Genomic DNA, 26,554 nt, shown 5'->3' on the forward strand with positions numbered 1-26,554 from the left:
GTCTCCTTCGCCTCGCCGATCGTCTCCGGATACCCCGCACGCGGATCGTCAACCCCCCGTCGCGACGACCACGGGCCCGCCTTAACCGATTCAGCAGCTGCCGCCACCGCCGGCAACGGGGACGAACACCGACCGTGTAGGCCCGCGAGGGCGCGAGGGGTGCCCCGGAGGGTTCGCCGGGAGGGGGCGTCCACTGAACCGTTTGCGTCGGGCAGGGCATCGGCATACGCTGATCCCTGCGCCGTCGGGAGTCGGACGGCGGCTGACGGGCCAGCCGCCTTGCCGTGTCAACCGCACCGACCACCGCACCCCCCTGGGCACGGGGGTGACCCCTCCCTGAGGAAGGCCCATGAGAAAAGCTCTCTCCGTCGCGGGCGTCGCCCTGCTGACGGTCCTCGCCGCCGTCTTCGCCTTCGGGCAGCCGGCGCAGGCCGCCGCCGGCTTCACCGTCGCCAACGGCAAGCTCTACGACGCCAACGGCACCGAGTTCGTCATGCGCGGCGTCAACCACGCCCACACCTGGTACCAGCAGCAGACCAGCTCCTTCGCCAACATCAAGGCGGCCGGCGCGAACACCGTGCGGGTGGTGCTGGCCACCGGCGACCGCTGGCCCAAGAACGACACCGCCGACGTCGCCAACGTCATCTCGCTCTGCAAGGCCAACAAGCTGATCTGCGTGCTCGAGGTGCACGACACCACCGGCTACGGCGAGCAGAGCGGCGCGATCACCCTGGACCGGGCCGTCGACTACTGGCTCAGCATCGCCGGCGCGCTCGCCGGCCAGGAGAAGTACGTCATCGTCAACATCGGCAACGAGCCGTACGGCAACCAGGGCTACGGCACCTGGGCGACCGACTCGGCCAACGCGATCAAGCGGCTGCGCACCGGCGGCCTGGCGCACACCATCATGGTCGACGCCCCGAACTGGGGTCAGGACTGGTCGTTCACCATGCGCGACAACGCCGCCACGGTCTTCGCGGCCGACCCGCAGCGCAACACCGTCTTCTCCATCCACATGTACGGCGTCTTCGACACCGCCGCGGAGATCACCGACTACCTGGGCCGGTTCCGCGCCGCGAAGCTGCCGATCGTGGTCGGCGAGTTCGGCTTCGACCACTCCGACGGCAACCCCGACGAGGACACCATCCTGTCGTACACGCAGGCCAACGGGATCGGCTACCTGGGCTGGTCGTGGAGCGGCAACGGCGGCGGCGTCGAGTACCTCGACATGGTGACCAACTTCGACCCGGCGGCCCTGACCAGCTGGGGTCAGCGGATCTTCAACGGCGCCAACGGCATCAAGGCCACCGCGAGGGAGGCCTCGGTCTACGGCGGCCCCAACCCGACCACCCCCGGGCCGACGACCCCGCCACCGACCACGCCCCCGCCGACCACTCCGCCGCCCACCACGCCCCCGCCGGCCGGCGGCTGCACGGCGACGTACACGATCGTCGGCCAGTGGGCCGGCGGCTTCCAGGCCGAGGTGAAGGTGACCGCCGGCTCCGCCGCGATCAACGGCTGGACGGCGAGGTGGACCTACGCCAACGGCCAGAGCGTCAACCAGTCGTGGAACGTCAAGGTGAGCAGCAGCGGCTCGACCGTGACCGCCACCAACGTGGACTACAACGGCCGGCTCGGCGCCGGGGCCAGCGCCACCTTCGGCTTCCTGGCCAGCTCCACCGGCACCAACCCCGTCCCCGCCGTCATCTGCGCGGCGCGCTGACCCGCCGTACCCCCGCAGGGGTGGCCGGGTCCGCGCGGACCCGGCCACCCCTCGCCTCGGTGGGGCCCTCAGGCCGCCGTGACCACGTCCGCCACGACGCAGGCGATGTTGTCGGGGGCCCCGGCGGCGTGGGCCAGCTCGACCAGCCGGTCGACCACCTGCTCGGGCTCGTCGTCCGCCGCGAGCGCCGAGTGCAGCGCCGCCCGGTCGACGACCGAGTGCAACCCGTCGGAGCAGAGCAGGTAGCGGTCCCCCTCGACGGCGGTGCGCAGCGCCAGGTCCGCCTCGACGCTGCTCCCGCCGGCGCCGAGGGCCCGGACCAGCAACGCCCGCTGCGGGTGGGCGGCGGCCTCGGTCGGGTCCAGCTTGCCCTGGTCGACCAGCGACTGCACGTAGGTGTGGTCCCGGGTCAGCGGGGCCAGTTCGCCCCCGCGCAGCAGGTACGCCCGGGTGTCGCCGACGTGCACCAGGGCCAGTTGAGCCCCGGAGCGCAGCAGCGCGGTCAGGGTGGTGACCGGCTGGTGCTCCGCCCCGGCCGCCGCCCGCACCGCCCGGTCGGCCTCGGCGACCGCCCCGGCCAGCCGGGTGAGCAGCTCGCCGGCCGGCACGTCGGCCGCCTCCACCGACCGCAGGGCGGCGATGGCGGCGGCGCTCGCGGCGGCACCGCCGGGACCCCGCATCCCGTCGGCGACGGCCAGCAACCGCTGACCGGCGTACGCGGCGTCCTCGTTGCTGTCCCGCACGGCCCCGATGTCGCAGCGGGCGGCGTGGCGGATGGCGAGTGTGGGGTTCGGTTCGGTCATGGTGGTGCCCCCTCCGGACAGGACGTCGACGAGGAGAGTGGCCAGGCGGCCCCGGGCCGCCGTGTCGGCGCTGACCCGCCGCCAGTACGCGTCGACCGCCTCGGCGGCGGCCGGGGCGCGCAGCCCGCAGACGGTGCGGATCTCGACCAGCGGCATGCCGATGCGGCGCAGCGCGGCGATCAGCCGGGCGTGTTCCACCTGCTCCGGGGCGTAGAGCCGGTACCCCGACTCGGGATCGACCGCGGCCGGGCGCAGCAGCCCCACCTCGTCGTAGATCCGCAACGCCTTCGGTGTCAGGCCCACCGCCCTGGCGAACGCCCCGATGGTCAGCAACGCCACGTCGACATCCTCCTCGTGCCGGTCGCGGCGACCGGCACGCACCAGGCTGGGGCTTTCCCGAGGGGCAAGGTCAAGACCCGCCCACCCCGGTCCCGCCCCGCTCCCGCCCTTCGGTCCCGCCCACCCGGGGCTTTCGGCCCTGCGTGCCGCCGCCCCCCGGCGAGCAGGATGAGGGCAGAGGTTCCCCGCACCAGACGGGACGGAAAAGTCCGCTGCCGGGGGGCCGGGAAGCGAGGAATGGGTCATGAGCGAGCAGCGCTACGCCGGACGGGTCGCGGTCGTGACCGGCGCCGGTTCGGGCATCGGCCAGGCGGTCGCCCAGCAGCTTGCGGCGGAGGGCGCCACGGTCATCGGCTGCGACGTCGACGCCGAGGGCCTCGCCATGACCGCCAAGCTGGTGCAGGAGGACGGCAACGCCGCGACGATGGTCGTCGCCGACATCACGGTGCCGGCCGACGTCGACCGGCTCGTCGCCGCGCTGCCGGAGCAGCGCGTCGACCTGCTGGCCAACGTGGCGGGGATCATGGACCACTTCCTCCCCGTCACCGAGCTCGACGACGAGACCTGGGATCGCGTCATGGCGGTCAACCTCACCGGCCCCATGCGGCTGTGCCGGGCCATGCTGCCGCTGATGAAGGCGCGCGGCGGGGGCGCGGTCGTCAACGTCGCCTCCATCGGCGCCCTCTCCGGCGCGGTCGCCGGCAGCGCGTACGTCGCCTCGAAGCACGGGCTGGTCGGCCTGACCCGCTCGATCGCCAACCTCTACGCCGAGGACGGGATCCGGGCCAACGTGGTCTGCCCCGGCGGCGTCGCGACCAACATCGGCCGCAGCGCCGCCCCGAAGGTCCCGTGGGCGTACCAGCGGCTGGAGCGCTCCTTCGCGCGGACCATGCGCACGGCGACGCCCGCCGAGATCTCCACGCTGGTCTGCTGGCTGGGCTCCGCCGAGGCGGTCAACGTCAACGGGGCCGTGATCGCCTCCGACGGGGGCTTCACCGCCTGAGCCGGCAACCGTCCACCGGCCGGGTCCGCGCGGACCCGGCCACCGGCCTATCGGTACGGGCCCGTCAGCCCAGCCCGTCGAGCTCCAGCAGCAGGGTCTGCTCGGGGTGCAGGGCGGGAAGCTGGAGGCCGACCGCGCCGAGCACCGCGCCGGGCAGGGTGGTCCCGCCGTGGCGCAGCCAGCCGGGCTCGGTGAGCTGCAACACCGCCGGCTCGGGCACGCCGGCCGCCGGGCGCACCGCGTAGCGGCGGTTCGGGTCCAGCCCCGGCAGCCGCACCGGGCCCGGCACCTGGGCGACGGAGGTGGCCAGCCGCGCCACGGCGTACACCGCTCGGGAGGCGTCGGCGGCGACCACGCCGTGCGCCCAGACGGCCGGGTCCGGGTGGTCGACCCGGACCACCCGCCCGGCGTGCAGCAGCGGGCGCAGCCGCTTGTACAGCGCCACCCAGGCGGCGAGTTCGGCGCGCTCGGTGTGGCCCAGCGCGCCGATGTCCCACTCGATGCCGAAGTGCCCGAAGAGCGCGGTGGCCGCCCGGAACCCCAGGTCGTGCACCCGGCCGGTGGTGTGCGACCGCTGCGGCCCGACGTGGCTGCCGACCAGCTCCGGGGGCAGCAGCAGCCCGGTCCAGCGCTGGATGGCCAGCCGTTCCAGGGCGTCGTTGCAGTCGCTGGCCCAGACCCGGTCGGTGCGGCGCAGGATCTCCAGGTCCACCCGCGCGCCGCCGGAGGAGCAGCTTTCGATCTCCACGCGCGGGTGGCGGCGGCGCAGCTCGTCCAGCAGCCGGTAGACGGCGCGGGTCTGCGCGTGCACCCCGGGCCGCCCGGCGTGGCCGGCCTCGGTGAGGTCCCGGTTGTGGTCCCACTTCAGGTACGAGATGCCGTCGTACTCGGCCAGCAGCGCGTCCAGCCGCCCCAGCAGGTGGTCGTAGGCGTCGGCGCGGGCCAGGTCGAGGACCTGCTGGTGGCGCCACGGCGGCGGCAGCCGGCCGGGGACGGCCAGCACCCAGTCCGGGTGGGCGCGGAACAGGTCGGAGTCCGGATTGACCATCTCCGGCTCGACCCAGAGGCCGAAGCGCATGCCGTGGCCGCGCACGTGGTCGATCAGCGGTGCCAGCCCCTGCGGCCACACGGTCTCGTCGACGTGCCAGTCGCCGAGCCCGGCCAGGTCGTGCCGGCGACCGGCGAACCACCCGTCGTCGAGGACGAAGCGCTCCACCCCGACCCGAGCGGCGTGGTCGGCCAGGGCCCGCAGCCGGTCGAGGTCGTGGTCGAAGTAGAGCGCCTCCCAGACGTTCAAAGTCACCGGGCGCGGGCTGCGGGGGTGCTGCGGCCGGGCCCGCAGGTGGGCGTGCAGGGCGTCGCCGAGCCCGTCCAGGCCCGCGCCGGACCAGGCCGCGTAGAGCAGGGGAGTGTCGTACGACTCGCCGGGGCCGAGCAGCACCTCACCCGGGGCCAGCAGCTCCCCGCCGCCGAGGGTGGACTCGCCGGTGGGCCGCCGCTCGGCGACGGTGACGTGGTCGCCGCTCCACGCCACGTGCACCGCCCACACCTCCCCGTGGCGGAACCCGAAGCCGGCCGTCCCGGCGACCATCAGCAGCGTCGCGTCGTGCCCGGTGCGCCCGTGCCGGCCCTCCCGCACCCACGCGCCCATCGGCCACGGGTGCCGCTGCGGGCTGCGTTCCCGGCACCACCGGCCGGTCAGGTCCAGCAGCTCGACCGCGACCGGCGGCACCGGCAGCGCCGCGGTCAGCTCCCGCAGCTCGTACGCGGACCCGCCGTCGTTGCGCAGGGTGTGCCGCAGCAGCACCAGCCCGGTCGGGTCCAGCTCCACGGTGACGGTCAGCGCCAGCGCGGCGGCCGGGTCGCTCGCCCGCACCACCACCCGCGCGGCGTCGGCCGGGTCGTCGTCGGTCACGTCGAGGGCGTCGAGGGTGAACGCGGTCGACCAGGCGGCGCCGTCGCGGTGCCCGGCCAACCCCGGTCGGCCGCTCCACCCGGCGCTGGCCTCGGGCAGCAGGGAGAGCACGGTCGGCGCGTCGAAGCTGCTCGGCACCACCGGCGGCACGCCCGCGTCGACCAGGGCGGCCAGGTCGGCGGCGGTGAGCGGGCCGAGCCCGGCCCCCCAGTGCGCGACCCGGGGCAGCCCCGGCCCGCGCGCGTCGAGCACCAGGCTGGTCGCCGCCCGGCGCAGGTGCACGATCGTCATCCCTTGGACGCTCCCAGCGTGAGGCCCCGGACGAACTGCTTCTGCAGCAGGAAGAAGACGACCAGGGTGGGGATCGCGACCAGCACCGAGCCGGCCGAGACGAGGTTGTTGTCGGTGAAGAACTCGCCGCGCAGGTTGTTCAGCGAGCTGGTCACGGGGAACTTGTCGCCGCTGCGCATCAGCACGGTGGCCCAGAAGAACTCGTTGTAGATCCAGGTCATCTCCAGGGTGGCCAGCGCCGCCAGGGCGGGGCGGCACAGCGGCATGGCGATCTGCCAGTACTGCCGCCACACCCCGGCCCCGTCCATCACCGCCGCCTCGTAGAGCTCCCGGGGCAGGGCCTTGAGGTAGTTGCTCAGCACGAAGACGCAGAACCCGCACTGGAAGGCGACGTTGACCAGGATCAGCCCCCAGTAGCTGTCGTAGAGCAGCTCCGAGTCGCTGAGGAACGCCGGCAGCGGCACCTCGGTGAAGAGCCGGAACAGCGGGATCAGCAGGGCCTGCTGGGGCAGCAGGTTCGCCGCGGTGAAGACGCCGAGCAGGACGAGGTTGAACCGCCAGCTGAACCGGGCGATCACGAACGCCACGCAGGAGGCGAGGAAGAGGGTCAGCAGCACCGCCGGGACGGTGATGTAGGCCGAGTTGAGCAGGTGCTTGCCGAACTCGGCGGTGCGCCAGGCGGTGACGTAGTTGTCGAGGGTCCAGCCGCCGAGGGAGACGTACCCGAAGGTGGCGGTGTACTCGTAGGAGCGCAGCGAGGTCAGCACCGCCCAGAGGATCGGGAAGAGCCAGCCGAGGGCCACCGCGCCGAGGAAGAGGTGCAGCACCACCCGGCGCGGCCGGACCGGCCGACGGCCCCCGGCCCGCCGTACGCGGGTCGGCGTCGCGGCGTGCGCTGTCGCGGGGGGCGGCGTCGCGGCGCTCATCGGCGCTCCTCGCGCAGCACGGTGGCCAGGTAGACGGTGATGAAGACCAGCGAGACCAGCAGCATGATCGTGGCCAGCGCCGAGCCGAAGCCGATCCGGCTGGCCTCGCCGACGACGTTCTGCGTCACCAACGCCGAGATCAGCTCCAACCCGTTGCGGCCCTTGTTGACCACCCAGACCAGGTCGAACGCGCGCAGCGACTCGATCACCGTCACCACCAGCACGATGATGTTGACCGGCCGCATGGCGGGGAAGACGACCCGGAAGAACGTGGTGGTCGCGGTGGCCCCGTCGACGGCGGCGGCCTCCCGCAGCGTCGGGTCGACCCCCTTCAGCCCGGCCAGGTAGAGCAGCATGATGTAGCCGACGTGCCGCCAGCCGGCGGCCACCAGGACCGCCCAGATGTTGACGTCCGGGTCGCCGTACCAGTCGGTCCGGGTGCCCAGCACCGCGTTGAGCAGGCCCTGGTCGCGGGAGTAGATGAGCTGCCAGACGAAGCCGATCAGCGCCATGGAGAGCACCACCGGCAGGTACAGCGCGGTCTGGTAGAACCGGCCGCCCCGGATCTCGTGGTCGAGCAGCACGGCCAGGAACATGCCGAGCGGGGTGGCGACCACGAAGAGCGCGGCCAGCCAGAGCAGGTTGTGCCGCACGGCCGGCGGGAACGGCGGATAGTTGTCGATCACGTCGGCGTAGTTGCGCCCGCCCACCCATTCGATCTCGCCGAGCGGGCCGATGCCGTCCCAGTCCGTGCCGGAGAGCGCCACGGTGGCCGCCGCCGGGAACCAGACCAGGCCGACGACCAGCAGCAGCGGCACGACCACCATCAGCGCGACGATCAGGCGGTCGGCGCGCGACAGCCGTACGCTCCGGCGGCCCCGGCCGGTCGGGGCGGTGCCGGGCGTCGACGCGGGGTGCTCCGCCCGGTTCGGGGGCAGGTCGGGCATGATGTTCCTTCCTCTCCCCGCCGTCAGTCGGTGAAGATCGACTTCTTCTGGTTCTCGATGCTGGTGAGCAGCCCGCCGATGTCCTTCGGGTCCCTGATGAACTGCTGCAACGCCGGGATGATCACGGTGGAGGCGAAGTCCGGCCGGGTGTCCCGGTCGAGGAACTGGGCGATCTCGGTGGCCGAGCCGACCAGCTCGGCGGCCTTCTTCTGCAACGCGGTGTAGGTGCCGGTGGCCGCGCCGGTGTTGGCGACCAGGGTGGCCGGGTCGTTGCGTACGGTGACGTCGGCGGCCTGCGCCGAGCCGAGGTATTCCAGCAGCTTGCGGGCGTTGGCCTCGGACTTCGGCCGGCGGGCCATCATGTAGCCGTCGATCGGCGCGTCCAGCGCCCGCGCCCCGATCGCCGGGTCGATCTCGGGGAAGGTGAAGAAGTCGAGGTCGTCCTGCTCGTCGGCGTTGAACTGCTGGCCGATGAAGAGGCCGAAGAAGCACATGCCGGCCTTCTTCTGCTGCAACGCCTGGGCCGCCTCCTGCCAGGTGCGGCCGAGGCTGTCGGTCTGGTGCAGCGGCAGCAGCCCGGCCCAGGTGTCGAAGACCCGCTGCACCCGGTCGGAGGCCCACGCCTCCTTGCCGGCCATCAGGTCGATGTGGAACTGGTAGCCGTTGAGGCGCAGGTTGAGGATGTCGAAGGTGCCCATCGCCGGCCAGCCGTCCTTGTCGCCGAAGGCGATCGGGGTGAGGCCGTCGGCCTTCATCCGGGCGCCCAGGGCGCTCAGCGCGTCCAGGGTCTTCGGCACCTCGTACCCGTGCCGTTGCCAGACCGACTTGCGGTAGAACATCGCCCACGGGTAGTACGTGGCCGGCACGAAGTACTGCTTGCCGTCGTCGCCGGTCGACGCCTTCCTGAACGCGTCGGAGTAGCCGGAGAGCCGCCCCCACACGTCGCTGAGGTCGCCGGCCAGGCCCCGCTGGGCGAAGAACCGCATCCGGTACCCGGCGAACCAGGTGAACACGTCGTCGGGCTTGCCCTGAAGGTAGTTGTTGATGTTCTCCTGGAACGTGTTGTGGTCGACGGTGTTGACCGCCACCTCGACGCCGGAGGCGGTCTGGAAGCCGGCCATGACCTTGGCCAGCACGTCCTTGGGCTTGGCGTCCGACTGGTTCGACCCGAACGACACGGACTTGGCGTCCGACCCGGAGCCGGAGTCGCCGCAGCCGGCCAGCAGCCCGGTGCCGAGCAGCGCCCCCGCGCCGGCCGCGCCGGCCAGCAGCGAGCGCCGCCGCAGGCCGGCGACCGACGGGGGTACGAGTCGACTGAGGTACTCGGCCTCGGTGCGGGGGCGGGGCATGGTGCCTCCTGCGGTCGAGAGGGCGCGCGGCGGTCCACCGGGAACGAACATCGACGAACATGTTCCTCCACAGGCGCCCCAAGCTACCCCTCCCCGCCCCGCTGTCAAGTCACCTGCGTCGATGGATCTTGCGCTGCGACGTGCGGTTGTGCCCCGACCAGCGTCGATGTTCGGACGTGTTGACTCGACCCCCGAGCGCGGGCATCCTGTGCCCTCATGCGGGACGCACAGGACGGCGGCTGGCCGGGCGAGGCGATCTTCTACGGTGCCGACTACAACCCGGAGCAGTGGCCCGAGGAGGTCTGGGCCGAGGACGTCGCGTTGATGCGCCGCGCCGGGGTCAACCTCGTCTCGGTCGGCATCTTCTCCTGGGCCCAGCTCGAACCGGCCTTCGACCGGTACGACTTCGGCTGGCTCGACCGGGCCCTCGACCTGCTGCACGCCCACGGCATCGGCGTCGACCTGGCCACCGCCACCGCCAGCCCGCCGCCGTGGCTGGCCCGCGCGTACCCCGAGACGCTGCCCCGCCGCGCCGACGGCGCGATCCTCTGGCCCGGCGGCCGGCAGGCGTACTGCCCCAGCTCGCCGGTCTTCCGCCGCCGCTCGCTGGCCCTGGTCGAGGCCGTCGCCACCCGGTACGCCGCCCACCCGGCGGTGCTGATGTGGCACGTCTCCAACGAGCTGGGCTGCCACAACGCGCACTGCTACTGCGACGTCAGCGCGGCGGCGTTCCGTCGCTGGCTGCGGGAACGCTACCGCGACCTGGACGCGCTCAACGCCGCCTGGGGCACCACCTTCTGGAGCCAGCGCTACGGCGACTGGGCCGAGATCAACCCGCCGCGCGCCGCCCCGACCTTCGCCAACCCCACCCAGCAGCTCGACTTCCTGCGCTTCTCCTCCGACGAGCAGCGGGCGCAACTGCGCGCCGAGCGGCGGGTGCTCAAGCGGCTGGTCCGCCAGCCCGTCACCACCAACTTCATGATCGGCGCCGGCGGGAAGCACCTGGACTACCACTCCTGGGCCGCCGACGTGGACCTGGTCGCCAACGACCACTACCTGACCGCCGCCGACCCGCAGGCCCACCTCGGGCTGGCGCTGGCCGCCGACCACACCCGGGGCGTCGCGGGCGGCGCACCCTGGCTGCTCATGGAGCACTCCACCAGCGCCGTCAACTGGCAACCCCGCAACGTGGCGAAGACCCCCGGGCAGTTGCGCCGCAACAGCCTCGCCCACGTCGCCCGAGGCGCCGACGGGGTGCTCTTCTTCCAGTGGCGGGCCTCCCGCGCCGGGGCGGAGAAGTTCCACTCCGCGCTGGTCCCGCACGCCGGCCCGGAGACCAAGGTCTTCCGGGAGGTCTGCCGGCTCGGCGCGGAGCTGCGGGCCCTCGCCGAGCTGCGCGGCAGCCGGGTCGACGCCGACGTGGCGATCCTGGTCGACTACGAGGCATGGTGGGGCGTCGAGCTGGACTCCCACCCGAGCGTCGACGTCACCTACACCGACCGGCTCGCCGCGCTGCACGGCGCGCTCTGGCGGGCCGGCGTCACCGCCGACCTGGTGCACCCCTCCACCGACCTGACCGGCTACCGGCTGGTCCTGGTCCCGACGCTCTACCTGGTCCGCGACGCCGACGCCGAGGCCCTGACCCGGTACGTCCACGGCGGCGGCACCGCCCTGGTGACGTACTTCAGCGGCATCGTCGACGAGCACGACCACATCCGCCTCGGCGGCTACCCCGGCGCGTACCGCGACCTGCTCGGCATCCGCACCGAGGAGTTCTTCCCGCTGCGCGCCGGCGAGCGGGTCACCCTCGACGACGGCTCCACCGCCGACGTGTGGACCGAGTGGCTGCATCCGACGGGGGCGCAGGTGCTCGCCTCGTACGCCGACGGGCCGTTGCCCGGGGTGCCGGCGCTGACCCGGCATGCGGCCGGCGCGGGCGCGGCGTGGTACGTCGGCACCCGGCTCGACGACGCCGCCACCGACCGCCTGGTGGCCCGGCTGCTGGCCGAGGCCGGGGTCCGCCCGGCCGCCGACGCCCCGCCCGGCGTGGAGGTGGTCCGCCGCCGGGGCGACGGGCGAAGCTGGCTCTTCGTCATCAACCACACCGACCGGCCCGCCCGGCTCGCCGTCACCGGCACCGACCTGCTCACCGGGGCCGACTGCGCCGGTGACCTGCTGGTGAAGGCGGGCGAGGTGGCCGTGATCCGGGAAGCCGGCGTCGAGGAGGGCCGATGCTCGCCCGGCAGCGGCAGAGCGCCATCGTCGAGCTGATCCGCAGCCGAGGCGGGGCGCGGGTCAGCGACCTGGCCGGCCGCTTCGGCGTCTCCGACATGACGATCCGCCGGGACCTGGCGGCGTTGGCCGAGCGGGGGCTGGTGGAGAAGGTCCACGGCGGGGCCACCCCGCCCGACTCCACCTCCGTTTCCTTCGGGGAGCCCGGTCCGCCCGCGCGGCCCGGCCCGGCGACGCCGGCCGACCGGCAGGCCGAGAAGCGGGCCATCGCCGCGCGGGCCGTCGCCCTGGTCGAGCCCGGCATGGCCGTCGCGCTCTCCGCCGGCACGACCACCGCCGCCCTGGCCGTCCTGCTGGCCGACGTACGCGGCCTGACCGTGGTGACCAACTCGATCCCGGTGGCCGACGCGCTGCACCGCCACCCGCGCGCCGACCGGACGGTGGTGCTCACCGGCGGCGTCCGCATCCCGCCGGACGCGCTGACCGGGCCGATCGCCGAGGCGACCGCCGCCACCCTCAACGTCGACCTGCTCTTCCTCGGCGTACACGGGATGAGCCCGCGCGCCGGCTTCACCGCCGCCGACCTGCCGGAGGCGGGCATCAACCGGCGGCTGGTCCGGGCCGCCAGCCGGCTGGTGGTGCTGGCCGACCACACCAAGTGGGGAAGCGTCGGCGTCGCCACCGTCGCCCCGCTGGCCGACGCCGACGTGCTGGTCACCGACGCCGGCCTCCCCGAGCCGGCCCGCGCGCACCTCGCCGGGCAGGTGGGCCACCTCGCCGTCGCCCCGCTGACCGCCCCCGGCCGGTGATCCCCCCTCACACCGCCGGGTCGCACGGCCCGTCGTGGCCGGCCCGGCGGGCGCAGCGCCGGCGATCCGGCATGATCCGGTCACAGAACACCCAGTGTCGTACGTGCTGGGCGTCCTCGGCGCTCACGGTGGTGCCGCCCGCCTCGACCTGCGGCAGCGACGCCAGCGAGCGGACCAGCGCGTACGCCAGGCGCAGCGCCCCGGCCAGGTCCGCGACAGCCACCGGCAGGTGGATCACGTGCCGGGGCGGGTCGGCGTCCGCCCCGGTGAACGCCTCGACAGCGGCCCGGGGCAGCGCCGCGAAGACGCCCCCGTCGCCGGGTGCGGAGCCTGCTCCCGGGGCGGCCCCCGCTGGCGCGTTCACGGCTCTCGCCGCTGCGTCTGGGCGCTGTGCCACTCGCGGAGCGCCCGCTTGACCCGCGCGTTCTCCTCGCCGAGCCGGGCCACCTCCTGGTTCAGCGCGGCCAACTCCAGCGCCACCCGGTGCAGGAAACGCCGTACCTCCCGGGGGTCGAGCCCGCGCCGGCCGAAGCCGACGGCGGAGAACTGGCGGTCGCGCACGTGCCGGGGATGCAGCCGCACGGGCGGCGTGCCGCCGCCGTAGACGGTCCCTCGGGTCATCGGTCACCTCGAAAATTGGTGGATGGGGCGGCCCTGGCGGAGGGGGAGTCCGGGCAGGGCCGCCCCGCCCGGCGACCGCAGCCTCATTCGGCGAGTACGGCCACCGGGCTGCCGGTGGGGTGGTCTTTTCATTTCGGGCCGGTCTTCGATTCGGGCCGGTCGGGGTCGCGGAGACCCGTGCGGCCGTGATAGGTATTCAGCAAGTCGGTCGGAGCAGGAATGCGCGCTCCATGTTGAGACCCGACGAGAGCCGGTATGCGTCTGCCACACGCGAAGCCGTTTCTCGTCACCTTCTCGGCTGTTGGCACAGCCGCGGTTGCCGTGCTTGCACCGGGCGTCCCCGGGGGTCGGCGATCACCCTCACCCGAAGGCCACGCTTCCAGTGGCCTCGGTATTGGTGCAACGACACCAACGGATTCTTTCCTGATGGATCTCCGGAGAGGTGAGCATGGCTGCCAAGAAGGAAGCTTTCGTACGCACCCTGCGTGCCCAATGGCTCGGTCAACAGATGCGCGAGCTGCGAGAGCAGCGCGGCCTGACCCTCAAGTACGTCGCCAAGTTCCTGGAGCGAGACTTCTCATCCCTCGCTCGGTACGAGCGTGCCGAGTGGCCCTTTCGTCGTGAGCTGGTGGTGGAACTGCTCGATCTCTACGGGGTCTACGACGAGCACGAGCGCGACAGACTGACTCAGCTCGCCCAGGACGCCTGGCGCGTGGATCGGTGGGACAGCAGCTTCGACCGAACAATCTACGACACGTCCTTCATCGACTTCCCATGGCTGGAGTCGAGGGCCGAGCAGGTCTGCACCTACGCCTCGTTGCTGATCCCCGGCCTGCTCCAGACGAGGGACTACGCCGAAGCCGTCATCAGGAACGCGGAGCCGAACTCCACCAGTGAGACTCAGATCCGCAAATGGGTGCAACTCCGAATGGACCGGCAGAAGCTCTTCGAAGGACCGTCCGCGACCAAACTCGCCGTGATCATCGAAGACTCAGCCCTCCGTCGCCCGGTGATGAGCAAGAGCGTGATGGCCGCACAGCTTGCCCACCTGGTGGAGGCCGTGAAGAGGCCGACGATCGAGGTGAGAGTCCTGCCCGCCGCCCTCGGCCTCCACGCCGGACTGGACGGGACGTTCTGGCTGTTCAAGATGCCGCCCCCGTATCTTGACGTCGCCCATGCCGAGACCCTTGGCGGCCGTCTGTTCATGGAATCGGACAAGGCCCAGCGATACACGCACGCGTACGATCGGCTTCGGGAGGCCGCACTCAGCGTCAGCGAGTCGGCAAGGCTGATCGCAGCACTCGCGGAGGAACTGTCATGAGCGAGACCATGCCCGACGTGGCTTGGCACATCAGCACCAGGAGTCCCGACAACGGGGGGAACTGCGTCGAGGCGGGACCGTTTCTGGATGGGTCGGGGCGGGTGGCGGTCCGGGACAGCAAGGCGCGGGAGGCAGCGACGATCGTCTACGCGGCGCAGGAGTGGGCGGCCTTCGTCGGTGGCGTCAAGGGCGGCGAGTTCGACTTCACCGGCTGATTCTCTGAGCCTTATGACGGGAGCCCGTCGTCCTGCGCGGGGCGTGGTTGGGCGATTTCCGTGCTGGGTATCGGTCGGCTCGACGTGGTGCGGGGCAAGGCCGGCTTGCGGGAATTCAGGTCGGTCGGCGTGGGCAGCGCAGCGTGGCTGAACAGTGCCTGCTCGGCGCGACTCGTCCGACACTATGCTCCACCAGCCGACCGTCAGGAGGAGACCCGCATGGCCTCGCATCCCACCACGCCACCCCGCTCGACGGCAGTACGCGTCGGGGCCCTGATGTGGTTGGTCCAACCCCTCTACATCGTCTGCGAGCTCATCGCGGCTGCTGCCGCCACCGCCTACAGCCTGCCGGACAACACGATCAGCGACCTCGGGGCGACCACCTGCACCACCATCGCGTACCCGTACGGTGACATTCCGGTCTGCTCGCCCCTGCACCTGCTCGTCAACGGCGCGTTCGTGGTGTTCGGCTTGCTGATGGCGGTCGGCGCGGTGCTGCTGCGCGGGTGGCTTCCGCGCGGCGCGGCGGCGACGACCGCGGTGGTGCTCTGGGTCGTCGCGGGGCTCAGCGCGGTCGCGACCGGACTGGTGCCGCTCGACAAGGACCTGGACCTGCACGTACTCGTCGCGCTGCCCGCGTTCGTCGCGCAGCCGCTGGCGCTGCTGGTCACCGCCTACGCCGTACGGCGTCATCGTGGTCTGTCGCTGACCGCCCTGGCGGCGGGGGCGTTGTCGCTCGTGGGGCTGGTCGTCTTCGTCGTACGCACCAACGAGGGTGAACTCGGCGGCCTCTTCGAGCGGCTCGCGCTCTGGCCGGGGTACGTGTGGCCGCTACTCCTTGCCGTAATCGTCCTGCGCGCGCGGCGTTAGTGCGCCAAGTCATCGGGTGCAGTTCTTGTCGCCCTGGCGACAACAAATGCACCCGGAGGCGGGCGACGATCAGAGGCGGGCGGGTTGCGTGGTGCGGGCATGATTTCGCAGTGTGACGAAGCGTCTGAGCACCTACCTGATGGCCGCCGGCGGGGTGGGCCTGCTCCTCGTCGCGCTCGCGCAGGTGCCCGGCTCGTGGTGGCGTGGGCTGGCCGCCGGGTGGCCGGTGCTGCTGCCGGTCGCGGCGAGCCTGGCCGCGTTGGGCGCGGGCGTGCTGCTGCGGCGGCGGGGTGCCGAGCGCCACGAGCCGTCGGCCGCGCCGACAGCACCCGACCGACAGGTACGCCCGCTGCGGTCGTGGGTGATCCCGGCCGGGGTGGCCGTCGTGGCTGTGGTCACCACGGCAGCCCTGGTCTGGCTCCAGGACAGCGTGCCGGTCGTCGGCGACGGCGTGCAGCGGGCGCAGTTGCGGGTGGAGAGCATCCGCACCGCACTGACCATCGGCGCGGCCGTGACCGGCGCGTTCGCCCTGCTGCTGGCGTTTCGCCGGCAACAACTGGCCGAGCGCACCCAACAGGCCACCGAGTACGACGCGGGGGAGAAGCGGGTCACCGAGCTGTACGTCAAGGCCGTTGACCAGCTCGGCTCGGACAAGGCCCCGGTACGTCTCGGCGGCCTGTATGCCCTGGAACGCCTCGCCCAGGACAACCCGATCCACCGGCAGAGCATCGTCGAGGTGATCTGCGCGTACCTCCGCATGCCCTACACCCCGCCGGCCGAAGAGCCCGGTCCTTCTGCTTCCGGTCGGCCACCGGCAGTCGACGGAGACTCGGCGTCAGGCGGAGCCGCGGCGGCGACGGCCGGCAGCGGCGAGCCCGACAAGCCGGAGCGGGACCCCCGCGAGGAACGTCAGGTCCGCCTCGCCGCTCAACGCATCCTCGCCGCGCATCTCCGACCGAAGACCCGAGAGGGACATGCCAACCCTGCGTACTGGGGCCCGGAGATCGTGTTGGACCTTACCGAGGCAGTCCTTATCAAAGCCGAGTTCGCCGATTGCCACCTGCACAACGTCACCTTCACCAACGCAACCTTCAGCGGTGACGCCTGGTTCGTCGGGGCGAGGTTCGGCGGTGTCGCCTTGTTCGACGGCGTGACGGTCGGCGGTGTCGCCTGGTTCGACGGGGCGGCGTTCGGCGGTTCTGTCAGGTTCGACGGGGCGACATTCAGCGGTGCCGTCAGGTTCGACGGGGCGGCGTTCGGCGGTGCCGCCAGGTTCGGCAGGGCGACGTTTCAGAAGGCCGTCACATTCGACGAGGTCAAATTTTCACTTCCTCCAAAATTCAACGAAGTGACGTTCCTCTCAACGATTCGGTTTGCAGAGGCATTAATCAATGGGGCAAGTTACAACGGTCCCTCACCCGCTGAACTGTGATGAGGAGGCGATGATTTGGCCCCCACCCGAGTTACCATCTTCATTCACACCCAGCCGGGCCAGACAACTACCGTCTCCCATTGACCCAACATCGATCGGCTTCGAGCGGGTGGAGACTGAAGAGGCGCAAAGCTGCCTCGTCTTCGCCAGGCTGTCGCCGAGGCCGCCAAGCGGCGCGACACTCTGGGCAGGTACGGCGAGTGCGCTCCACCCGCGCCGGGCCGGTGGCTTCCCAGACAACTTACAGCGATCCCGGATAGTCTGCCCTGGTCAGCCGTCAGCGCTCCACGGTGGAGCGTGGCGACGTATCGCGGAGGGTCTGATGGTCTTCAAGAAGTTGATGAGCGCGTTCGGCGTGGGCGGTCCCACCGTCGACACCGTCCTGGCCAACCCGAACACCCGGCCGGGCCTCGCCCTCGACGGCCAGGTCAACCTGGTCGGCGGCGACTCGCCGGCCGCGATCGAGCAGATCGCCATCGGCCTGGTCACCCGGGTCGAGATCGAGGGCGGCGACAGCGAGTACGCCGGCATCATGGAGTTCCACCGGATGCCCGTGGCCGGGGCCTTCGAGCTCGGCGCGAAGCAGCAGCTGTCGATCCCGTTCCAGCTCCCGATGCCGTGGGAGACCCCGATCACCGACGTGTACGGCCAGCGCCTGCACGGCATGACGATGGGTCTGCGGACCGAGGTGGCGGTGGCCCGCGCGGTCGACAAGAGCGACCTGGACCAGGTGGCGGTGCACCCCCTGCCGGTGCACGAGCGCATCCTGGACGCGTTCGCCCAGCTCGGTTTCCGGTTCAAGGGCGCCGACCTGGAGCGCGGCCACATCCGGGGCACCCAGCAGACGCTGCCGTTCTACCAGGAGATCGAGTTCTTCGCCGCGCCGCAGTACGCGCAGAGCATCAACGAGGTCGAGTTGACCTTCGTGACTGGCCAGCAGGGCATCGACGTGATCCTGGAGTGCGACAAGCGCGGCGGGTTCCTCAGCGCCGGGCACGACGTCTTCGGCAAGTACACGGTGGCCCATGCCGACGCCGACCGCACCGACTGGGCCCGGGTGGTCGACGGCTGGTTGCAGGAGACCACGTCGCGCTACGGCGGCCTGCGCGCCCAGGGCTTCGGCGGGCAGCAGAGCTTCGGCATGCCGCCCGGCTACGGTGCCCCGCACGGCTACCCGATGGCCAAGGGCCACGGCCACGGCCGGGGCCCGGGGATGGGTGGCATCGTCGCCGGGGCGGCGGTCGGCGCGGTCGGCGGGATGGTCGCCGGGGAGATGATCGAGGACGCGATCGAGGGCGACTTCGCCGAGGACTTCGGCGGCTTCGACGAGTAACCGCCAATAGCGGAAGCGACGACGGTGGCCCCCCGGGAATCCCGGGGGGCCACCGTGTCTGCGGCGCGGAGTGGGTCAGTGCCGGGTCTTGCGCTCCTCGCCGCTGCGGTAGTTGCTGCCGGCCTTGGCCAGGCCCCGGCTACCGAGGTAGGCGATGCTCAGCAGCGTGATGAAGAACCAGGCCTGCGGGGCGCGGAAGATGTCCACCCCCACCGAGTTCTTGCCGACCAGGTACGACGCGGCGAGCACGCCGATCACCGAGGCCACGTAGACCCAGAACTCCGTGGTGGCGAACGCCGGCTTGGTCTCGGTGCCCGGCGCGCGCATCGGTTCCCGATGCCCGTCCTGCATCATCGGCATCGGCCGGGTGGGCGCCTCGTGCATCGCGCGGTTGGGCACGTCGTTCGTCGCGCGGTGCGGCGCTTCCTGCGTACGGTTCATCGACCTGGTGGATGCAGCCTGCGTGCTCATCTTGTCCTCCTCAGGATGCGATGAGTCCTACTGGCACCCCGCCCCGGTACCGCGTCTCGGCCACGGCTCGGTTCACGTCCTGGCGGGGGCACCCCCCGACTACCCGAGCCCTCGGCGAGGTAACAACCGGCCGGGAGCCGATCGCGGCCCCCGCGGGCGGCCACGCTCAGCGGGCCACGCTGCGGGACCAGTTTCGAAAACGAAATCCGCACGGATCGCCCTTCGCGCGGAACGGGAACCCACGCATTGCCCTTCGCGCGGAACGGGGACAAAGGTACGCATCGTCCTTCGCGCGCGGGTCGCGTACCCCCGGGTCTTTCGCGGCGGTCGGGCCCGGATGGGCGGGTCGGGGCCGGTTTGCGCGGGCGGCGGGCGGGCACGCAACGCAGATCCGACAGTGCTGCGAGGTGATGAGAATGCGTGAGGACGACACGATGCGGGAGTCCGCCCGCGAGGCCGAGGAACGGATCGCCGGCGGCGTCTACGGCGAGGGGGCGCTCGACGAGGTCACCGTGCCCCGCACGGACATCCAGCGGGTGCTTCAGGAGGAGGACCCGGACGACCCGGCGCACGCGCGGATCGACCCGGAGGTGCTGCGCGACGGCGGGCCCACCCGGGGCCAGGGGGCGGTGACCACGACCGGCGGGACGGCCGGGCCGGCGAGCGTACGGCGGGTGGCGCGGCAGCCGGAGCAGCATCGGGACAAGGTCGCCCCGACCACCACCGGCGACGCCACCACGGGCGGCATGAGCACGCCGGCCGGCGGCTCGACGAGCGACCAGTCGGGCCCCGCCGTCGAGTCCGGCAACTTCACCCGCGACTGACTCGCGGGGCACCGCCCGGACCCTGGACGGGTTGTCGTTCGGCCGGAACGGCAACCGTCCAGGTCCACGGCGGGAACCACTACGGGCGCAGGACGCCCAGGCGTTGGGTGGCGCGGGTCAGGGCCACGTAGAGGTCGCTGTGGCCCCGGGGGGACTCGGCGAGGATCCCGTCCGGGTCGGCGATCAGGACGGAGTCGAACTCCAACCCCTTGGCCTGCCCCACGGTCAGCACCACCACCCGGTTCTCCAGCTCCGGCTGCTCGCCCACGGCCGCCTCGGGCAGCGCCGCGACCAGGGCCGCGCCCAACTCGTCGACCCGGCCGGCGGGGACGATGATCCCGAGCCGCCCGTCGTCCAGGACCGCCGCCTCGGCGACCGCGGCGGCGGTCAACTCGGCGGCCAGCCGCCCGGCGTCGACCCGGCGGTCCCACGGCGGCACCCCGCTGTGCCGCACCGAGCGCGGCGGGCTCAGCTGCGGGTCGATCCGCGCCAGCACCTCGGCGGCCACCGCCATGATCTCCGCCGGGGTGCGGTAGCTGACGGTCAGCTCCTCCAGCCGCCACCGCTGCGCCACGTACGGCTCCAGCGCGTCGGCCCACGACGGGGTGCCGGCCAGCGCCCCGGTCTGCGCCACGTCCCCGACGATCGTCATGGACCGGCTGGGGCAGCGGCGCATCAGTAGCCGCCAGGCCAGCGGCGACAACTCCTGCGCCTCGTCGACGATGACGTGCCCGAACGCCCAACCCCGGTCGGCGGCGGCGCGCTGGGCGGTGGTCAGCCCGTCGTGCTCCTCCTGGCGTTCCAGCAGCTTGTCGGCGTCGAGCAGGTCGGTGACGCCGAGGATCTCGCCGCCCTCCGCCTCGTCCTCCACGTCGATCGAGCGGGAGCCCCGGGCGATCTCCAGCACGCCCTCGGCGTACTCGCGTTGCAGGGCCCGGATGCGTTGCCGGCGGGCCGTGGCGGTCCGGTCGTCCTCGCCGAGCAGTTCGGCGGCCTCGTCCAGCAGCGGCACGTCGGCGGGCGTCCACCCGCCCGGTTCGCGGTGCAGCAGGGCGCGTTCGGCGGGGCTCAGGTCGGGCGTGGCGGTGGCGATCCGCTCGGGGTCGGCGTACAGGTCGGCGAGGAGGCGCTGCGGGGTGAGCACCGGCCAGAGCCGGTCCAGCGCGGCCCGTACCTGCGGTTCCCCGCGCAGCTCCCGGCGGATCTCCGCCACGTCGGCCTCGTCGAGCAGGTTCTCCCCGCCCAGCGGGTCCGCGCCGATGCGGTCGGCCACCTGGTCGGCCAGGGCGTGCACCAGCTCCACGTCGAAGACCGCGCGGGCCAGGTTGTGCGGCCGGCCGGTGCGGCGGGCCCGGTCGCGGGCGGCCCGCACGGTCTCCGGGGCCAGCCGCAGCACCTCCCGCTCGACCTCGATCTCCAGCGGCTCGTCGGGGACCCACTGCCGGTCCCGCACCGCCGCCGCCAGCACCTCCAGCATCTCCACCCGGCCCTTGAGCGCCGCGGCCTGCGCCGGCTCCGCCCGCCGGGCGCTGACCCCGGGAAAGAGGTCCCCGGGGGTACGCAGCAGCACGCCCGTCTCGGCCAGCGCCGGGAGCACCTGCGAGATGTAGCGCAGGAACGTCTCGTTCGGGCCGACCAGCAGCACGCCCCGGCTGGAGAGCACGCTGCGGTGGGTGTAGAGCAGGTACGCCGCCCGGTGCAGGGCCACCGCCGTCTTGCCGGTGCCCGGCCCGCCCTGCACCACCATCACCCCGGGCAGGTCGGCGCGGATGATCCGGTCCTGCTCGGCCTGGATGGTCTCGACGATGTCGCGCATCCGGCCGGTGCGCCCGGCGGTGACGGCGGCCAGCAGCGACGCCTCCCCGGTCAGCTCCTCGTGCGCGGTGGGGGATGCCGTGCTCAGGTCCAGCACCTCGTCGTTGAGGGCCATCACCTTGCGCTGCCGGGTCCGCAGGTGCCGCCGCCGCCGTACGCCCTGCGGGTTGGCGGCGGTGGCGAGGTAGAAGGCGCGGGCGGCGGGGGCCCGCCAGTCGATCAGCAGCGGGTCGTAGTCGCCGCTGGTGTCGAAGATGCCGATTCGGCCGATGTAGTGGCGCGCGTCGTCGTCGGTGTCGAGCCGGCCGAAGCAGAGCCCGTTCTCCACGGCGGAGAACTGCTCGACCTGTTCGGCGTACATGCCCACCGCGCTGTCGCGCTGGGATCGGGCCTGCTGCGTGCCGCCGGTGGCGCGCAGCTCCTCGCGGAGCCGCTGGGCGGCGCGTTCACGCATGTCGTCCAGCCGGCCGTAGAGCATGGAGACGTACTCCTGCTCGGAACCTATCTCGTCGTCGTGCCGCAGCTCGCCGGGACCGTCGGAGTGCCTTGACAAGCCGTCTCCCTGTGATTAGAATAGCAATCCGAACGGCAATTGTGCGCCGTTCTTTTTTTGTGCCTGAATGTGCCTGGAACTGCAAAAGATACCGCGCGGCGGCCGTGCCCACCAAATGGTCGGCCGGTTTCCCGCCGCCGAGGACGGAGTAGCGCGGATGCTGCTGGGCGCCGGTCAACGCATCGTCTTCATCGGTGACAGCATCACCGACTGCGGCCGCACCGGTCCCGCCGCGCCCTACGGCGACGGCTACGTGAGTCTGCTCCGCGCGTTCGTCGACGCCCGTCACCCGGAGCGCGAGCTGACCTGGGTCAACCGGGGCATCAGCGGCAACACGGTGCGGGACCTGGCGGCCCGCTGGGACGCCGACGCGATCGACGAACGCCCCGACTGGCTCTCCGTCATGATCGGCATCAACGACATCTGGCGCGCGTTCGTCCCCGGCCGGGAGGCCGAGGCCGTGCCGATCGACGAGTACGAGCGCACCCTGCGCGCCCTGCTGCGCCGGGCCGTGGACGCCACCGGTTGCCGGCTGGTCCTCGCCGACCCGTTCCTCATCGAGGCCGACGTAGACGAGCCGCAGCGCGCCCAGACCGACCGGTACGCCGCCGTGGTCGCCGCCGTCGCCAAGGACTTCGAGGCGGTGCACGTGCCCACCCAGGCCGCCTACGACCGGGTGCTGCGGCACAGCCCGTCGAGCCGGTGGGCCGACGACCGGGTCCACCCGGGCCTGCCCGGTCACGCCGTCATCGCCGACGCGTTCCTGACCGCCCTGGCCGCCTGAGCCCCGCCCATCCTGGCCCCGCCCGCCGTCCCCGCGCCGGGTCAGCGGCGGCGGGGGAGCAGCACCACCGGCCCGCTGGCACCGGCCGGGTACGTCCGGTCGAGCGCGACCTCCTGAGCGTCGGGCCCGATGGAGCCGCCCGGCGGCGTGGCCGCCGCCCGAGGGCTGGCCTTCGTGCGCCCGGACGGGCCGGGGCGCGGGCTTCCCGGAGCACCCGAGGCCGGCGCGGCGGTAGGTGAGGGCGACGGGGCCGGCCCCGGCCCGTCGACCCGGGAGACCCCGGCGACCACCGCCGCCGTGCCCAGCACCACCACGGTCACCCCGCCCACCACCACGAGCGGGGTGAGCCGGCGCGGCGGCGCGGGCGGGCGTGGCACCACCACCGGGAGCAGCCGCGACCGGTCCGGGCGGACCGCTGGCAGGTGCAGCGAGTGCACCCCGGCCGGGGCCTTTGTGGGCCCGCCGCTCGGGCCGGCCACGGTGGGGGGCGGCTCGTCCTCGGCCCGCCACTGCGGCTCGCCCGGCCACTGGCCCGCACCGACCGGGTACGCCGGGCTCTCCCGCCCGTCGTCGCTCGGCTGGGCGGTGCCCTCCCATCCGTCGTCGCTCGGGTGGGCCGGCCTCTCCCGCCCCTGGTCGACCGGGTGGGCCAAGCCTTCCCGCCCCTGGTCGGCCGGGCTCTCCCGGCCGTCGCCGCGCCGGTCCCACGGGACGCGGTCGTCGGGCAGGCCGGGGTCGGGGTGCGTGGCGTCGGCGCGCGGCCACGGGTCGTCGTCCAGGCTCTCCGGGGGCCACTCGTGGTCGGCGGGGAACGCCGTCGTGGCCCCCGAGCCGACCGAGGGGTCGGCGTCCTCCGGGGCGGCGCGGGGCGCGGGCACGGTGGGTGCGGTCGGGGCCTGCGGCGGCCACGTCGACGCGTACGTCGGCGGTCCCTCGTCGACCGGCGGGACCCGGGCCGCCGGCACCGCGGGCGTCTCCGCCGGCGTGGCCCGCGTCTCCCGCTCGACCGGGGGCGTCGCCGCGCAGAGGTGACCGGGGTTGGCGGCGGCCCGCGCGAGGGCCGCCACCTGCACGGCGAGGGGGTCGTCCGGGGCGAGGTGCTGGCGGCACAGCTCCCGGGCCAGGGTCAGGTGGTCGTGCGCCTCGGCGAACTCACCGCAGTCGCGCTGCATCGCCCCGAGCCGGGCCAGCATCTTGATGCCGCTGGGGTGGCCGTCGCCGTACACCTCCCGGTGCAGCTCCCAGGCGTCCTGGAGGCGGTCCCGGGCCACCTCGCACTGGCCCCGGGCGTACTCCACGGTGGCCAGGTCGGCGTGGGCGGCGAGGACCCGCAGCGACTCCGGCCCGTCGGAGGCCGTCAGCTCGATGACCACCTCGGAGTAGAGCCGGGCGGCGCGGGCGTAGCTGCCGACCCGGTGCAGCACGGCGGCCAGGGTCGCCGCCGCCGAGACCGCCCGGGGGTCGGAACGGCCGTACAGCCGGCTCGTCGCCGCGTACGCGAAGGCGGCCCAGCCGCGCGCCGAGTGTGGCTCGCCGAGCGCGACCAGCACCCGGGCCTGGAGCCCGGCGGCGTCGGCCACCTCGGGAGTGGCCTGGTCGGGCCGGGGATCGGCGTCGCTGAGCGCCTCGGAGAGCAGCTGTTGCGCACCGGCCAGGTCACCGGCGGACACCAGGTGGTGCGCCTGGACGGTCAATTCACCGAAGGCGGAGGACACGCCCCATCGTGGCCGCACCGCGACAATATGTACAACCCCCCGAGGATCGCGATTCGGTCATCATCTGGTCAGGTGGTCGTTGAGCGTTTCGCAGATCCGGCGCAACTGGTCGACCTGGGCGGGGCTGAGCGCGTCGAAGAGGTGTCGGCGTACCCCCTCGACGTGGCCGGGAGCGGCGGCGGCGAGCGTGGCGAACCCGGCGTCGGTCAGGGCGGCGAACTGCCCGCGCCGGTCGGTGGGGCACTCCTCGCGCCGCAGCCACCCGGCGGCCTCCAGGCGGGCCGCCGCGTGCGAGAGGCGGCTGCGTGAGGAGCCGACCGCGTCGGCCAGCTCACTCATCCGCATCCGCCGCTGGGGCGCCTCGGAGAGCCGGGCCAGAATCTCGTAGTACGCCTGCGGCATGCCGGCGTCGCGTTGCATTTCTCGGTCGAGCGTCTCCGTCAGCGCCCGGGAAGCGGTGAGGTACGCCCGCCAGGTGTGCTGTTCGTCGGAATTCAGCCAGCGGGTCATGGCGCTTAGCATACTCGTTGTAATTGAAGGCTCAACAAAATTGGGCTACGTTGAACGCATGGGTATCCACCGACTGAATCATGCCGTTCTCTACGTGGGCGATCTGGCCCGTAGTGTCGCCTTCTATTGCGACGTGCTCGGTTTCCATGCCATTCCCATGACTCCGGACGGATTCCGGGGCGCGGCCTTCCTCCAGGCGCCGGGCTCCACCAACGACCACGACCTCGGCCTGTTCGAGGTCGGCCGGAGCGCCGGGCGCTCCACCGCCGGCCGGGCCACCGTCGGCCTCTACCACCTGGCCTGGGAGGTGGACACCCTCGACGAGCTGGCCGTCACCGCCGAGCGGCTGCGCGCCGCCGGTGCACTGGTCGGCACCTCCGACCACGGCACCACCAAGAGCCTCTACGGCCAGGACCCCGACGGCTTGGAGTTCGAGATCGTCTGGCTGGTCCCGGCCGACCGGCTCGACGACGCCGCGCTGGCCGCCCGCACCCGCATCGGCCGGCTCGACCTGGACCGCGAGCGGCAGCGCTACGGCGGCCAGACGCGCGGCGGCGTGGGCATCTCCGTCCCGGCCTGACCGGGCGTCCCGACGGGGCTCCCCGCCCGCGCCGGGTGGGTCGTGCGGTAGAACGACAGGATGCCGACCGACTCCGTCCTCCGCGAGCTGCTCGTCCGACAGCTCGACGCCTGGCTGCCCACGGCGCTGCACCGCGCCCGGCGGGCCACCCTCGCCCTGGCGTACGCCGGAAGCGACGCCGGCGGCGCGCAGGCCGCGCTGCGGGCGGTGGCGGAGTTCGCCGGCCGGCTGCGCGGGTTCCGGCTGACCGTGCTGGTGCTGGCCGAGGGCGACGAGGCGCTGCCGGCCCGGCTCGGGCAGATCGAGGCCACGCTCCCCGCCGAGGTGGCCGTGCACGTCATGCCCGGCGACCCGGCCCGCCTGCCGATCGCGCTCAAGGCCGCCGGGGCTGCCGGGGCGCCGCTGCTGACCGTCGTCCACGGCGCGGCCCCGACCCCGGCCCTGCTGGCCGCCGCGCGGGCCGGCCGCCCGGCCGAGCTGCTGCTGGTCACCGGCGCGGACGCGCCCCTGCGCCCGGCGCTGGAAGCGGCCGGCTTCCCCCTGGTCGCCGAGGTCGACCTGACCGTCCGTAACACCGATGCCGGCGGGGTCGGGGGAGCGGAGCGGGACGCGGCGGGCGCCCCGGCCTCGGCGGGGGCCTCATGGCGGCGGGTCGCGTTCGGGAGCACGTCGGACCGCAGCCTGCAGGCGTTCAAGGACGCGCTCTGGGCCGTCGGCGTGGCCGGGGTGGGCTACCGCGACCCGGCCGACCCGCAGGGGCGGATCCTCGACGCCGGGGCGGAGCCGGACGCGGAGCCGCTGGGGCGGGAACTGCTCGCCGAGCTCGGCCGCCTCGGCCCCCGTACGGTGACCGAACTGCGCCGGTACGCCCTGATCGCCACGCCCTATCGGGCGGCCGACGCGACCCGGGCGGTGGTCGACCTGCTCGACTCCGGAGCGGCCACCCGCGACCCCGAGGACGGCCGCCTCGGCGGCGACGTGCTGATCACCCCCGTCCCCTAACCGAGTTGGGAGGTCTTGGAAGCAAATGGCCCCTCCAGGGGCCGAAATCTTCCATTATCTATTCGGCCGGTTCTGGCGGGCGGGGCTGGGTTGAGTCGTTGGACGTGGAGCGGGGGGGCCGGGTGTTAACCGCGCCCCCCCCCCCACACCCGCGGGAAGCCCCCGGCGTGT

The 26,554-nt window shown here is 73.1% G+C and carries 24 protein-coding genes; 13 read left to right on the forward strand and 11 right to left on the reverse strand.

The annotated features are described in order from the left end of the window. Window positions 1-349 precede the first annotated feature (349 nt). The gene (locus ACLQ2V_RS20750; protein ID WP_425720191.1) at window positions 350-1,723 is read left to right on the forward strand and encodes a cellulase family glycosylhydrolase; all 1,374 of its coding nucleotides are present in this window, start codon (window positions 350-352) and stop codon (window positions 1,721-1,723) included. 68 nt (window positions 1,724-1,791) lie between these two features. On the opposite strand, the gene ACLQ2V_RS20755 is transcribed toward ACLQ2V_RS20750, so the two are convergent. Next, on the reverse strand, window positions 1,792-2,865 hold the full coding sequence (locus tag ACLQ2V_RS20755) for a MerR family transcriptional regulator (RefSeq protein WP_425720192.1): 1,074 nt from the start codon (window positions 2,863-2,865) through the stop codon (window positions 1,792-1,794). Between the two features lie 244 nt (window positions 2,866-3,109). Between ACLQ2V_RS20755 and ACLQ2V_RS20760 the strand changes: the two genes are divergently transcribed. Beyond that, window positions 3,110-3,868, forward strand: a complete 759-nt coding sequence (locus tag ACLQ2V_RS20760; protein WP_425720193.1) for an SDR family NAD(P)-dependent oxidoreductase — start codon at window positions 3,110-3,112, stop codon at window positions 3,866-3,868. Between the two features lie 64 nt (window positions 3,869-3,932). Here ACLQ2V_RS20760 and ACLQ2V_RS20765 read toward each other — a convergent pair whose 3' ends face one another. The 4 genes from ACLQ2V_RS20765 to ACLQ2V_RS20780 are packed head-to-tail and all read right to left on the reverse strand — an operon-like array spanning window position 3,933 to window position 9,296. Then, a complete protein-coding gene (locus ACLQ2V_RS20765; RefSeq protein ID WP_425720194.1) occupies window positions 3,933-6,074 on the reverse strand; it encodes an alpha-galactosidase in 2,142 nt (713 codons plus the stop codon). Then, window positions 6,071-7,000, reverse strand: a complete 930-nt coding sequence (locus tag ACLQ2V_RS20770) for a carbohydrate ABC transporter permease (RefSeq protein WP_425720195.1) — start codon at window positions 6,998-7,000, stop codon at window positions 6,071-6,073. Before ACLQ2V_RS20770 ends, ACLQ2V_RS20765 begins: the two co-directional genes overlap by 4 nt. Continuing rightward, window positions 6,997-7,947 (reverse strand): carbohydrate ABC transporter permease, encoded by a 951-nt coding sequence (locus ACLQ2V_RS20775; RefSeq protein ID WP_425720196.1) that lies wholly within the window; start codon window positions 7,945-7,947, stop codon window positions 6,997-6,999. The genes ACLQ2V_RS20770 and ACLQ2V_RS20775 overlap by 4 nt, the downstream gene beginning before the upstream one ends. 23 nt (window positions 7,948-7,970) lie before the next feature. Continuing rightward, window positions 7,971-9,296 carry an ABC transporter substrate-binding protein gene (locus tag ACLQ2V_RS20780; protein ID WP_425720197.1) on the reverse strand — a complete coding sequence of 442 codons (1,326 nt, stop codon included), beginning with the start codon at window positions 9,294-9,296 and terminating at the stop codon, window positions 7,971-7,973. 216 nt (window positions 9,297-9,512) lie between these two features. Here ACLQ2V_RS20780 and ACLQ2V_RS20785 point away from each other — a divergent pair, with 216 nt between their 5' ends. Continuing rightward, complete coding sequence (locus ACLQ2V_RS20785) at window positions 9,513-11,567, forward strand: beta-galactosidase (protein ID WP_425720198.1); 2,055 nt, start codon at window positions 9,513-9,515, stop codon at window positions 11,565-11,567. Next, window positions 11,528-12,337: a DeoR/GlpR family DNA-binding transcription regulator gene (locus ACLQ2V_RS20790; protein WP_425720199.1), complete on the forward strand. Its 810-nt coding sequence runs from the start codon at window positions 11,528-11,530 to the stop codon at window positions 12,335-12,337. Before ACLQ2V_RS20785 ends, ACLQ2V_RS20790 begins: the two co-directional genes overlap by 40 nt. A gap of 7 nt (window positions 12,338-12,344) precedes the next feature. Here ACLQ2V_RS20790 and ACLQ2V_RS20795 read toward each other — a convergent pair whose 3' ends face one another. Both ACLQ2V_RS20795 and ACLQ2V_RS20800 read right to left on the reverse strand, forming a co-directional pair. Then, the gene (locus ACLQ2V_RS20795) at window positions 12,345-12,575 is read right to left on the reverse strand and encodes a hypothetical protein (protein ID WP_425720289.1); all 231 of its coding nucleotides are present in this window, start codon (window positions 12,573-12,575) and stop codon (window positions 12,345-12,347) included. A 122-nt stretch (window positions 12,576-12,697) separates the two neighbouring features. Further along, complete coding sequence (locus ACLQ2V_RS20800; RefSeq protein ID WP_425720200.1) at window positions 12,698-12,958, reverse strand: DivIVA domain-containing protein; 261 nt, start codon at window positions 12,956-12,958, stop codon at window positions 12,698-12,700. 448 nt (window positions 12,959-13,406) lie between these two features. Here ACLQ2V_RS20800 and ACLQ2V_RS20805 point away from each other — a divergent pair, with 448 nt between their 5' ends. From ACLQ2V_RS20805 to ACLQ2V_RS20825, 5 genes are all read left to right on the forward strand, one after another. Beyond that, window positions 13,407-14,279, forward strand: coding sequence for a helix-turn-helix domain-containing protein (locus tag ACLQ2V_RS20805; RefSeq protein ID WP_425720201.1), 873 nt, complete (start codon window positions 13,407-13,409; stop codon window positions 14,277-14,279). After that, on the forward strand, window positions 14,276-14,494 hold the full coding sequence (locus tag ACLQ2V_RS20810; RefSeq protein ID WP_425720202.1) for a DUF397 domain-containing protein: 219 nt from the start codon (window positions 14,276-14,278) through the stop codon (window positions 14,492-14,494). The genes ACLQ2V_RS20805 and ACLQ2V_RS20810 overlap by 4 nt, the downstream gene beginning before the upstream one ends. A 219-nt stretch (window positions 14,495-14,713) precedes the next feature. Further along, window positions 14,714-15,364, forward strand: coding sequence for a DUF998 domain-containing protein (locus tag ACLQ2V_RS20815; protein ID WP_425720203.1), 651 nt, complete (start codon window positions 14,714-14,716; stop codon window positions 15,362-15,364). 112 nt (window positions 15,365-15,476) lie between these two features. Beyond that, window positions 15,477-16,796 (forward strand): pentapeptide repeat-containing protein, encoded by a 1,320-nt coding sequence (locus ACLQ2V_RS20820; protein WP_425720204.1) that lies wholly within the window; start codon window positions 15,477-15,479, stop codon window positions 16,794-16,796. Window positions 16,797-17,118: 322 nt separating this feature from the next. Beyond that, on the forward strand, window positions 17,119-18,129 hold the full coding sequence (locus ACLQ2V_RS20825) for a sporulation protein (RefSeq protein ID WP_425720205.1): 1,011 nt from the start codon (window positions 17,119-17,121) through the stop codon (window positions 18,127-18,129). A 75-nt stretch (window positions 18,130-18,204) separates the two neighbouring features. Here ACLQ2V_RS20825 and ACLQ2V_RS20830 read toward each other — a convergent pair whose 3' ends face one another. After that, on the reverse strand, window positions 18,205-18,570 hold the full coding sequence (locus ACLQ2V_RS20830) for a hypothetical protein (RefSeq protein WP_425720290.1): 366 nt from the start codon (window positions 18,568-18,570) through the stop codon (window positions 18,205-18,207). A gap of 446 nt (window positions 18,571-19,016) precedes the next feature. On the opposite strand from ACLQ2V_RS20830, the gene ACLQ2V_RS20835 reads away from it, so the two are divergent. After that, complete coding sequence (locus ACLQ2V_RS20835; RefSeq protein WP_425720206.1) at window positions 19,017-19,424, forward strand: hypothetical protein; 408 nt, start codon at window positions 19,017-19,019, stop codon at window positions 19,422-19,424. Between the two features lie 79 nt (window positions 19,425-19,503). Here the strand turns inward: ACLQ2V_RS20835 and ACLQ2V_RS20840 are convergent, their stop codons facing one another. Further along, window positions 19,504-21,717 carry a HelD family protein gene (locus ACLQ2V_RS20840; protein ID WP_425720291.1) on the reverse strand — a complete coding sequence of 738 codons (2,214 nt, stop codon included), beginning with the start codon at window positions 21,715-21,717 and terminating at the stop codon, window positions 19,504-19,506. A gap of 232 nt (window positions 21,718-21,949) precedes the next feature. On the opposite strand from ACLQ2V_RS20840, the gene ACLQ2V_RS20845 reads away from it, so the two are divergent. Next, the gene (locus ACLQ2V_RS20845) at window positions 21,950-22,576 is read left to right on the forward strand and encodes an SGNH/GDSL hydrolase family protein (RefSeq protein WP_425720207.1); all 627 of its coding nucleotides are present in this window, start codon (window positions 21,950-21,952) and stop codon (window positions 22,574-22,576) included. A 41-nt stretch (window positions 22,577-22,617) separates the two neighbouring features. Here the strand turns inward: ACLQ2V_RS20845 and ACLQ2V_RS20850 are convergent, their stop codons facing one another. Both ACLQ2V_RS20850 and ACLQ2V_RS20855 read right to left on the reverse strand, forming a co-directional pair. Next, window positions 22,618-24,291, reverse strand: a complete 1,674-nt coding sequence (locus ACLQ2V_RS20850) for a tetratricopeptide repeat protein (RefSeq protein ID WP_425720208.1) — start codon at window positions 24,289-24,291, stop codon at window positions 22,618-22,620. A 60-nt stretch (window positions 24,292-24,351) separates the two neighbouring features. After that, complete coding sequence (locus ACLQ2V_RS20855; protein WP_425720209.1) at window positions 24,352-24,813, reverse strand: MarR family winged helix-turn-helix transcriptional regulator; 462 nt, start codon at window positions 24,811-24,813, stop codon at window positions 24,352-24,354. 46 nt (window positions 24,814-24,859) lie between these two features. Between ACLQ2V_RS20855 and ACLQ2V_RS20860 the strand changes: the two genes are divergently transcribed. Together ACLQ2V_RS20860 and ACLQ2V_RS20865 are read left to right on the forward strand one after the other, a co-directional pair. After that, on the forward strand, window positions 24,860-25,381 hold the full coding sequence (locus ACLQ2V_RS20860) for a VOC family protein (RefSeq protein ID WP_425720210.1): 522 nt from the start codon (window positions 24,860-24,862) through the stop codon (window positions 25,379-25,381). A gap of 60 nt (window positions 25,382-25,441) precedes the next feature. Beyond that, on the forward strand, window positions 25,442-26,383 hold the full coding sequence (locus tag ACLQ2V_RS20865; RefSeq protein ID WP_425720211.1) for a hypothetical protein: 942 nt from the start codon (window positions 25,442-25,444) through the stop codon (window positions 26,381-26,383). Window positions 26,384-26,554 lie beyond the last annotated feature (171 nt).

This window comes from Micromonospora sp. DT233 (assembly GCF_049841815.1).
Classification (GTDB): Bacteria; Actinomycetota; Actinomycetes; order Mycobacteriales; family Micromonosporaceae; genus Micromonospora.

Coding starts and splice junctions, on each gene's coding strand:
- ACLQ2V_RS20810 (WP_425720202.1), top strand. CDS start 14,276: ATGAGCGAGACCATGCCCGACGTGGCTTGGCACATCAGCACCAGGAGT.
- ACLQ2V_RS20800 (WP_425720200.1), bottom strand. CDS start 12,958: ATGACCCGAGGGACCGTCTACGGCGGCGGCACGCCGCCCGTGCGGCTG.
- ACLQ2V_RS20790 (WP_425720199.1), top strand. CDS start 11,528: ATGCTCGCCCGGCAGCGGCAGAGCGCCATCGTCGAGCTGATCCGCAGC.
- ACLQ2V_RS20765 (WP_425720194.1), bottom strand. CDS start 6,074: ATGACGATCGTGCACCTGCGCCGGGCGGCGACCAGCCTGGTGCTCGAC.
- ACLQ2V_RS20845 (WP_425720207.1), top strand. CDS start 21,950: ATGCTGCTGGGCGCCGGTCAACGCATCGTCTTCATCGGTGACAGCATC.
- ACLQ2V_RS20815 (WP_425720203.1), top strand. CDS start 14,714: ATGGCCTCGCATCCCACCACGCCACCCCGCTCGACGGCAGTACGCGTC.
- ACLQ2V_RS20785 (WP_425720198.1), top strand. CDS start 9,513: ATGCGGGACGCACAGGACGGCGGCTGGCCGGGCGAGGCGATCTTCTAC.
- ACLQ2V_RS20840 (WP_425720291.1), bottom strand. CDS start 21,717: ATGCTCTACGGCCGGCTGGACGACATGCGTGAACGCGCCGCCCAGCGG.
- ACLQ2V_RS20830 (WP_425720290.1), bottom strand. CDS start 18,570: ATGAACCGTACGCAGGAAGCGCCGCACCGCGCGACGAACGACGTGCCC.
- ACLQ2V_RS20775 (WP_425720196.1), bottom strand. CDS start 7,947: ATGCCCGACCTGCCCCCGAACCGGGCGGAGCACCCCGCGTCGACGCCC.
- ACLQ2V_RS20780 (WP_425720197.1), bottom strand. CDS start 9,296: ATGCCCCGCCCCCGCACCGAGGCCGAGTACCTCAGTCGACTCGTACCC.
- ACLQ2V_RS20760 (WP_425720193.1), top strand. CDS start 3,110: ATGAGCGAGCAGCGCTACGCCGGACGGGTCGCGGTCGTGACCGGCGCC.
- ACLQ2V_RS20750 (WP_425720191.1), top strand. CDS start 350: ATGAGAAAAGCTCTCTCCGTCGCGGGCGTCGCCCTGCTGACGGTCCTC.
- ACLQ2V_RS20770 (WP_425720195.1), bottom strand. CDS start 7,000: ATGAGCGCCGCGACGCCGCCCCCCGCGACAGCGCACGCCGCGACGCCG.
- ACLQ2V_RS20855 (WP_425720209.1), bottom strand. CDS start 24,813: ATGCTAAGCGCCATGACCCGCTGGCTGAATTCCGACGAACAGCACACC.
- ACLQ2V_RS20825 (WP_425720205.1), top strand. CDS start 17,119: ATGGTCTTCAAGAAGTTGATGAGCGCGTTCGGCGTGGGCGGTCCCACC.
- ACLQ2V_RS20805 (WP_425720201.1), top strand. CDS start 13,407: ATGGCTGCCAAGAAGGAAGCTTTCGTACGCACCCTGCGTGCCCAATGG.
- ACLQ2V_RS20865 (WP_425720211.1), top strand. CDS start 25,442: ATGCCGACCGACTCCGTCCTCCGCGAGCTGCTCGTCCGACAGCTCGAC.
- ACLQ2V_RS20860 (WP_425720210.1), top strand. CDS start 24,860: ATGGGTATCCACCGACTGAATCATGCCGTTCTCTACGTGGGCGATCTG.
- ACLQ2V_RS20835 (WP_425720206.1), top strand. CDS start 19,017: ATGCGTGAGGACGACACGATGCGGGAGTCCGCCCGCGAGGCCGAGGAA.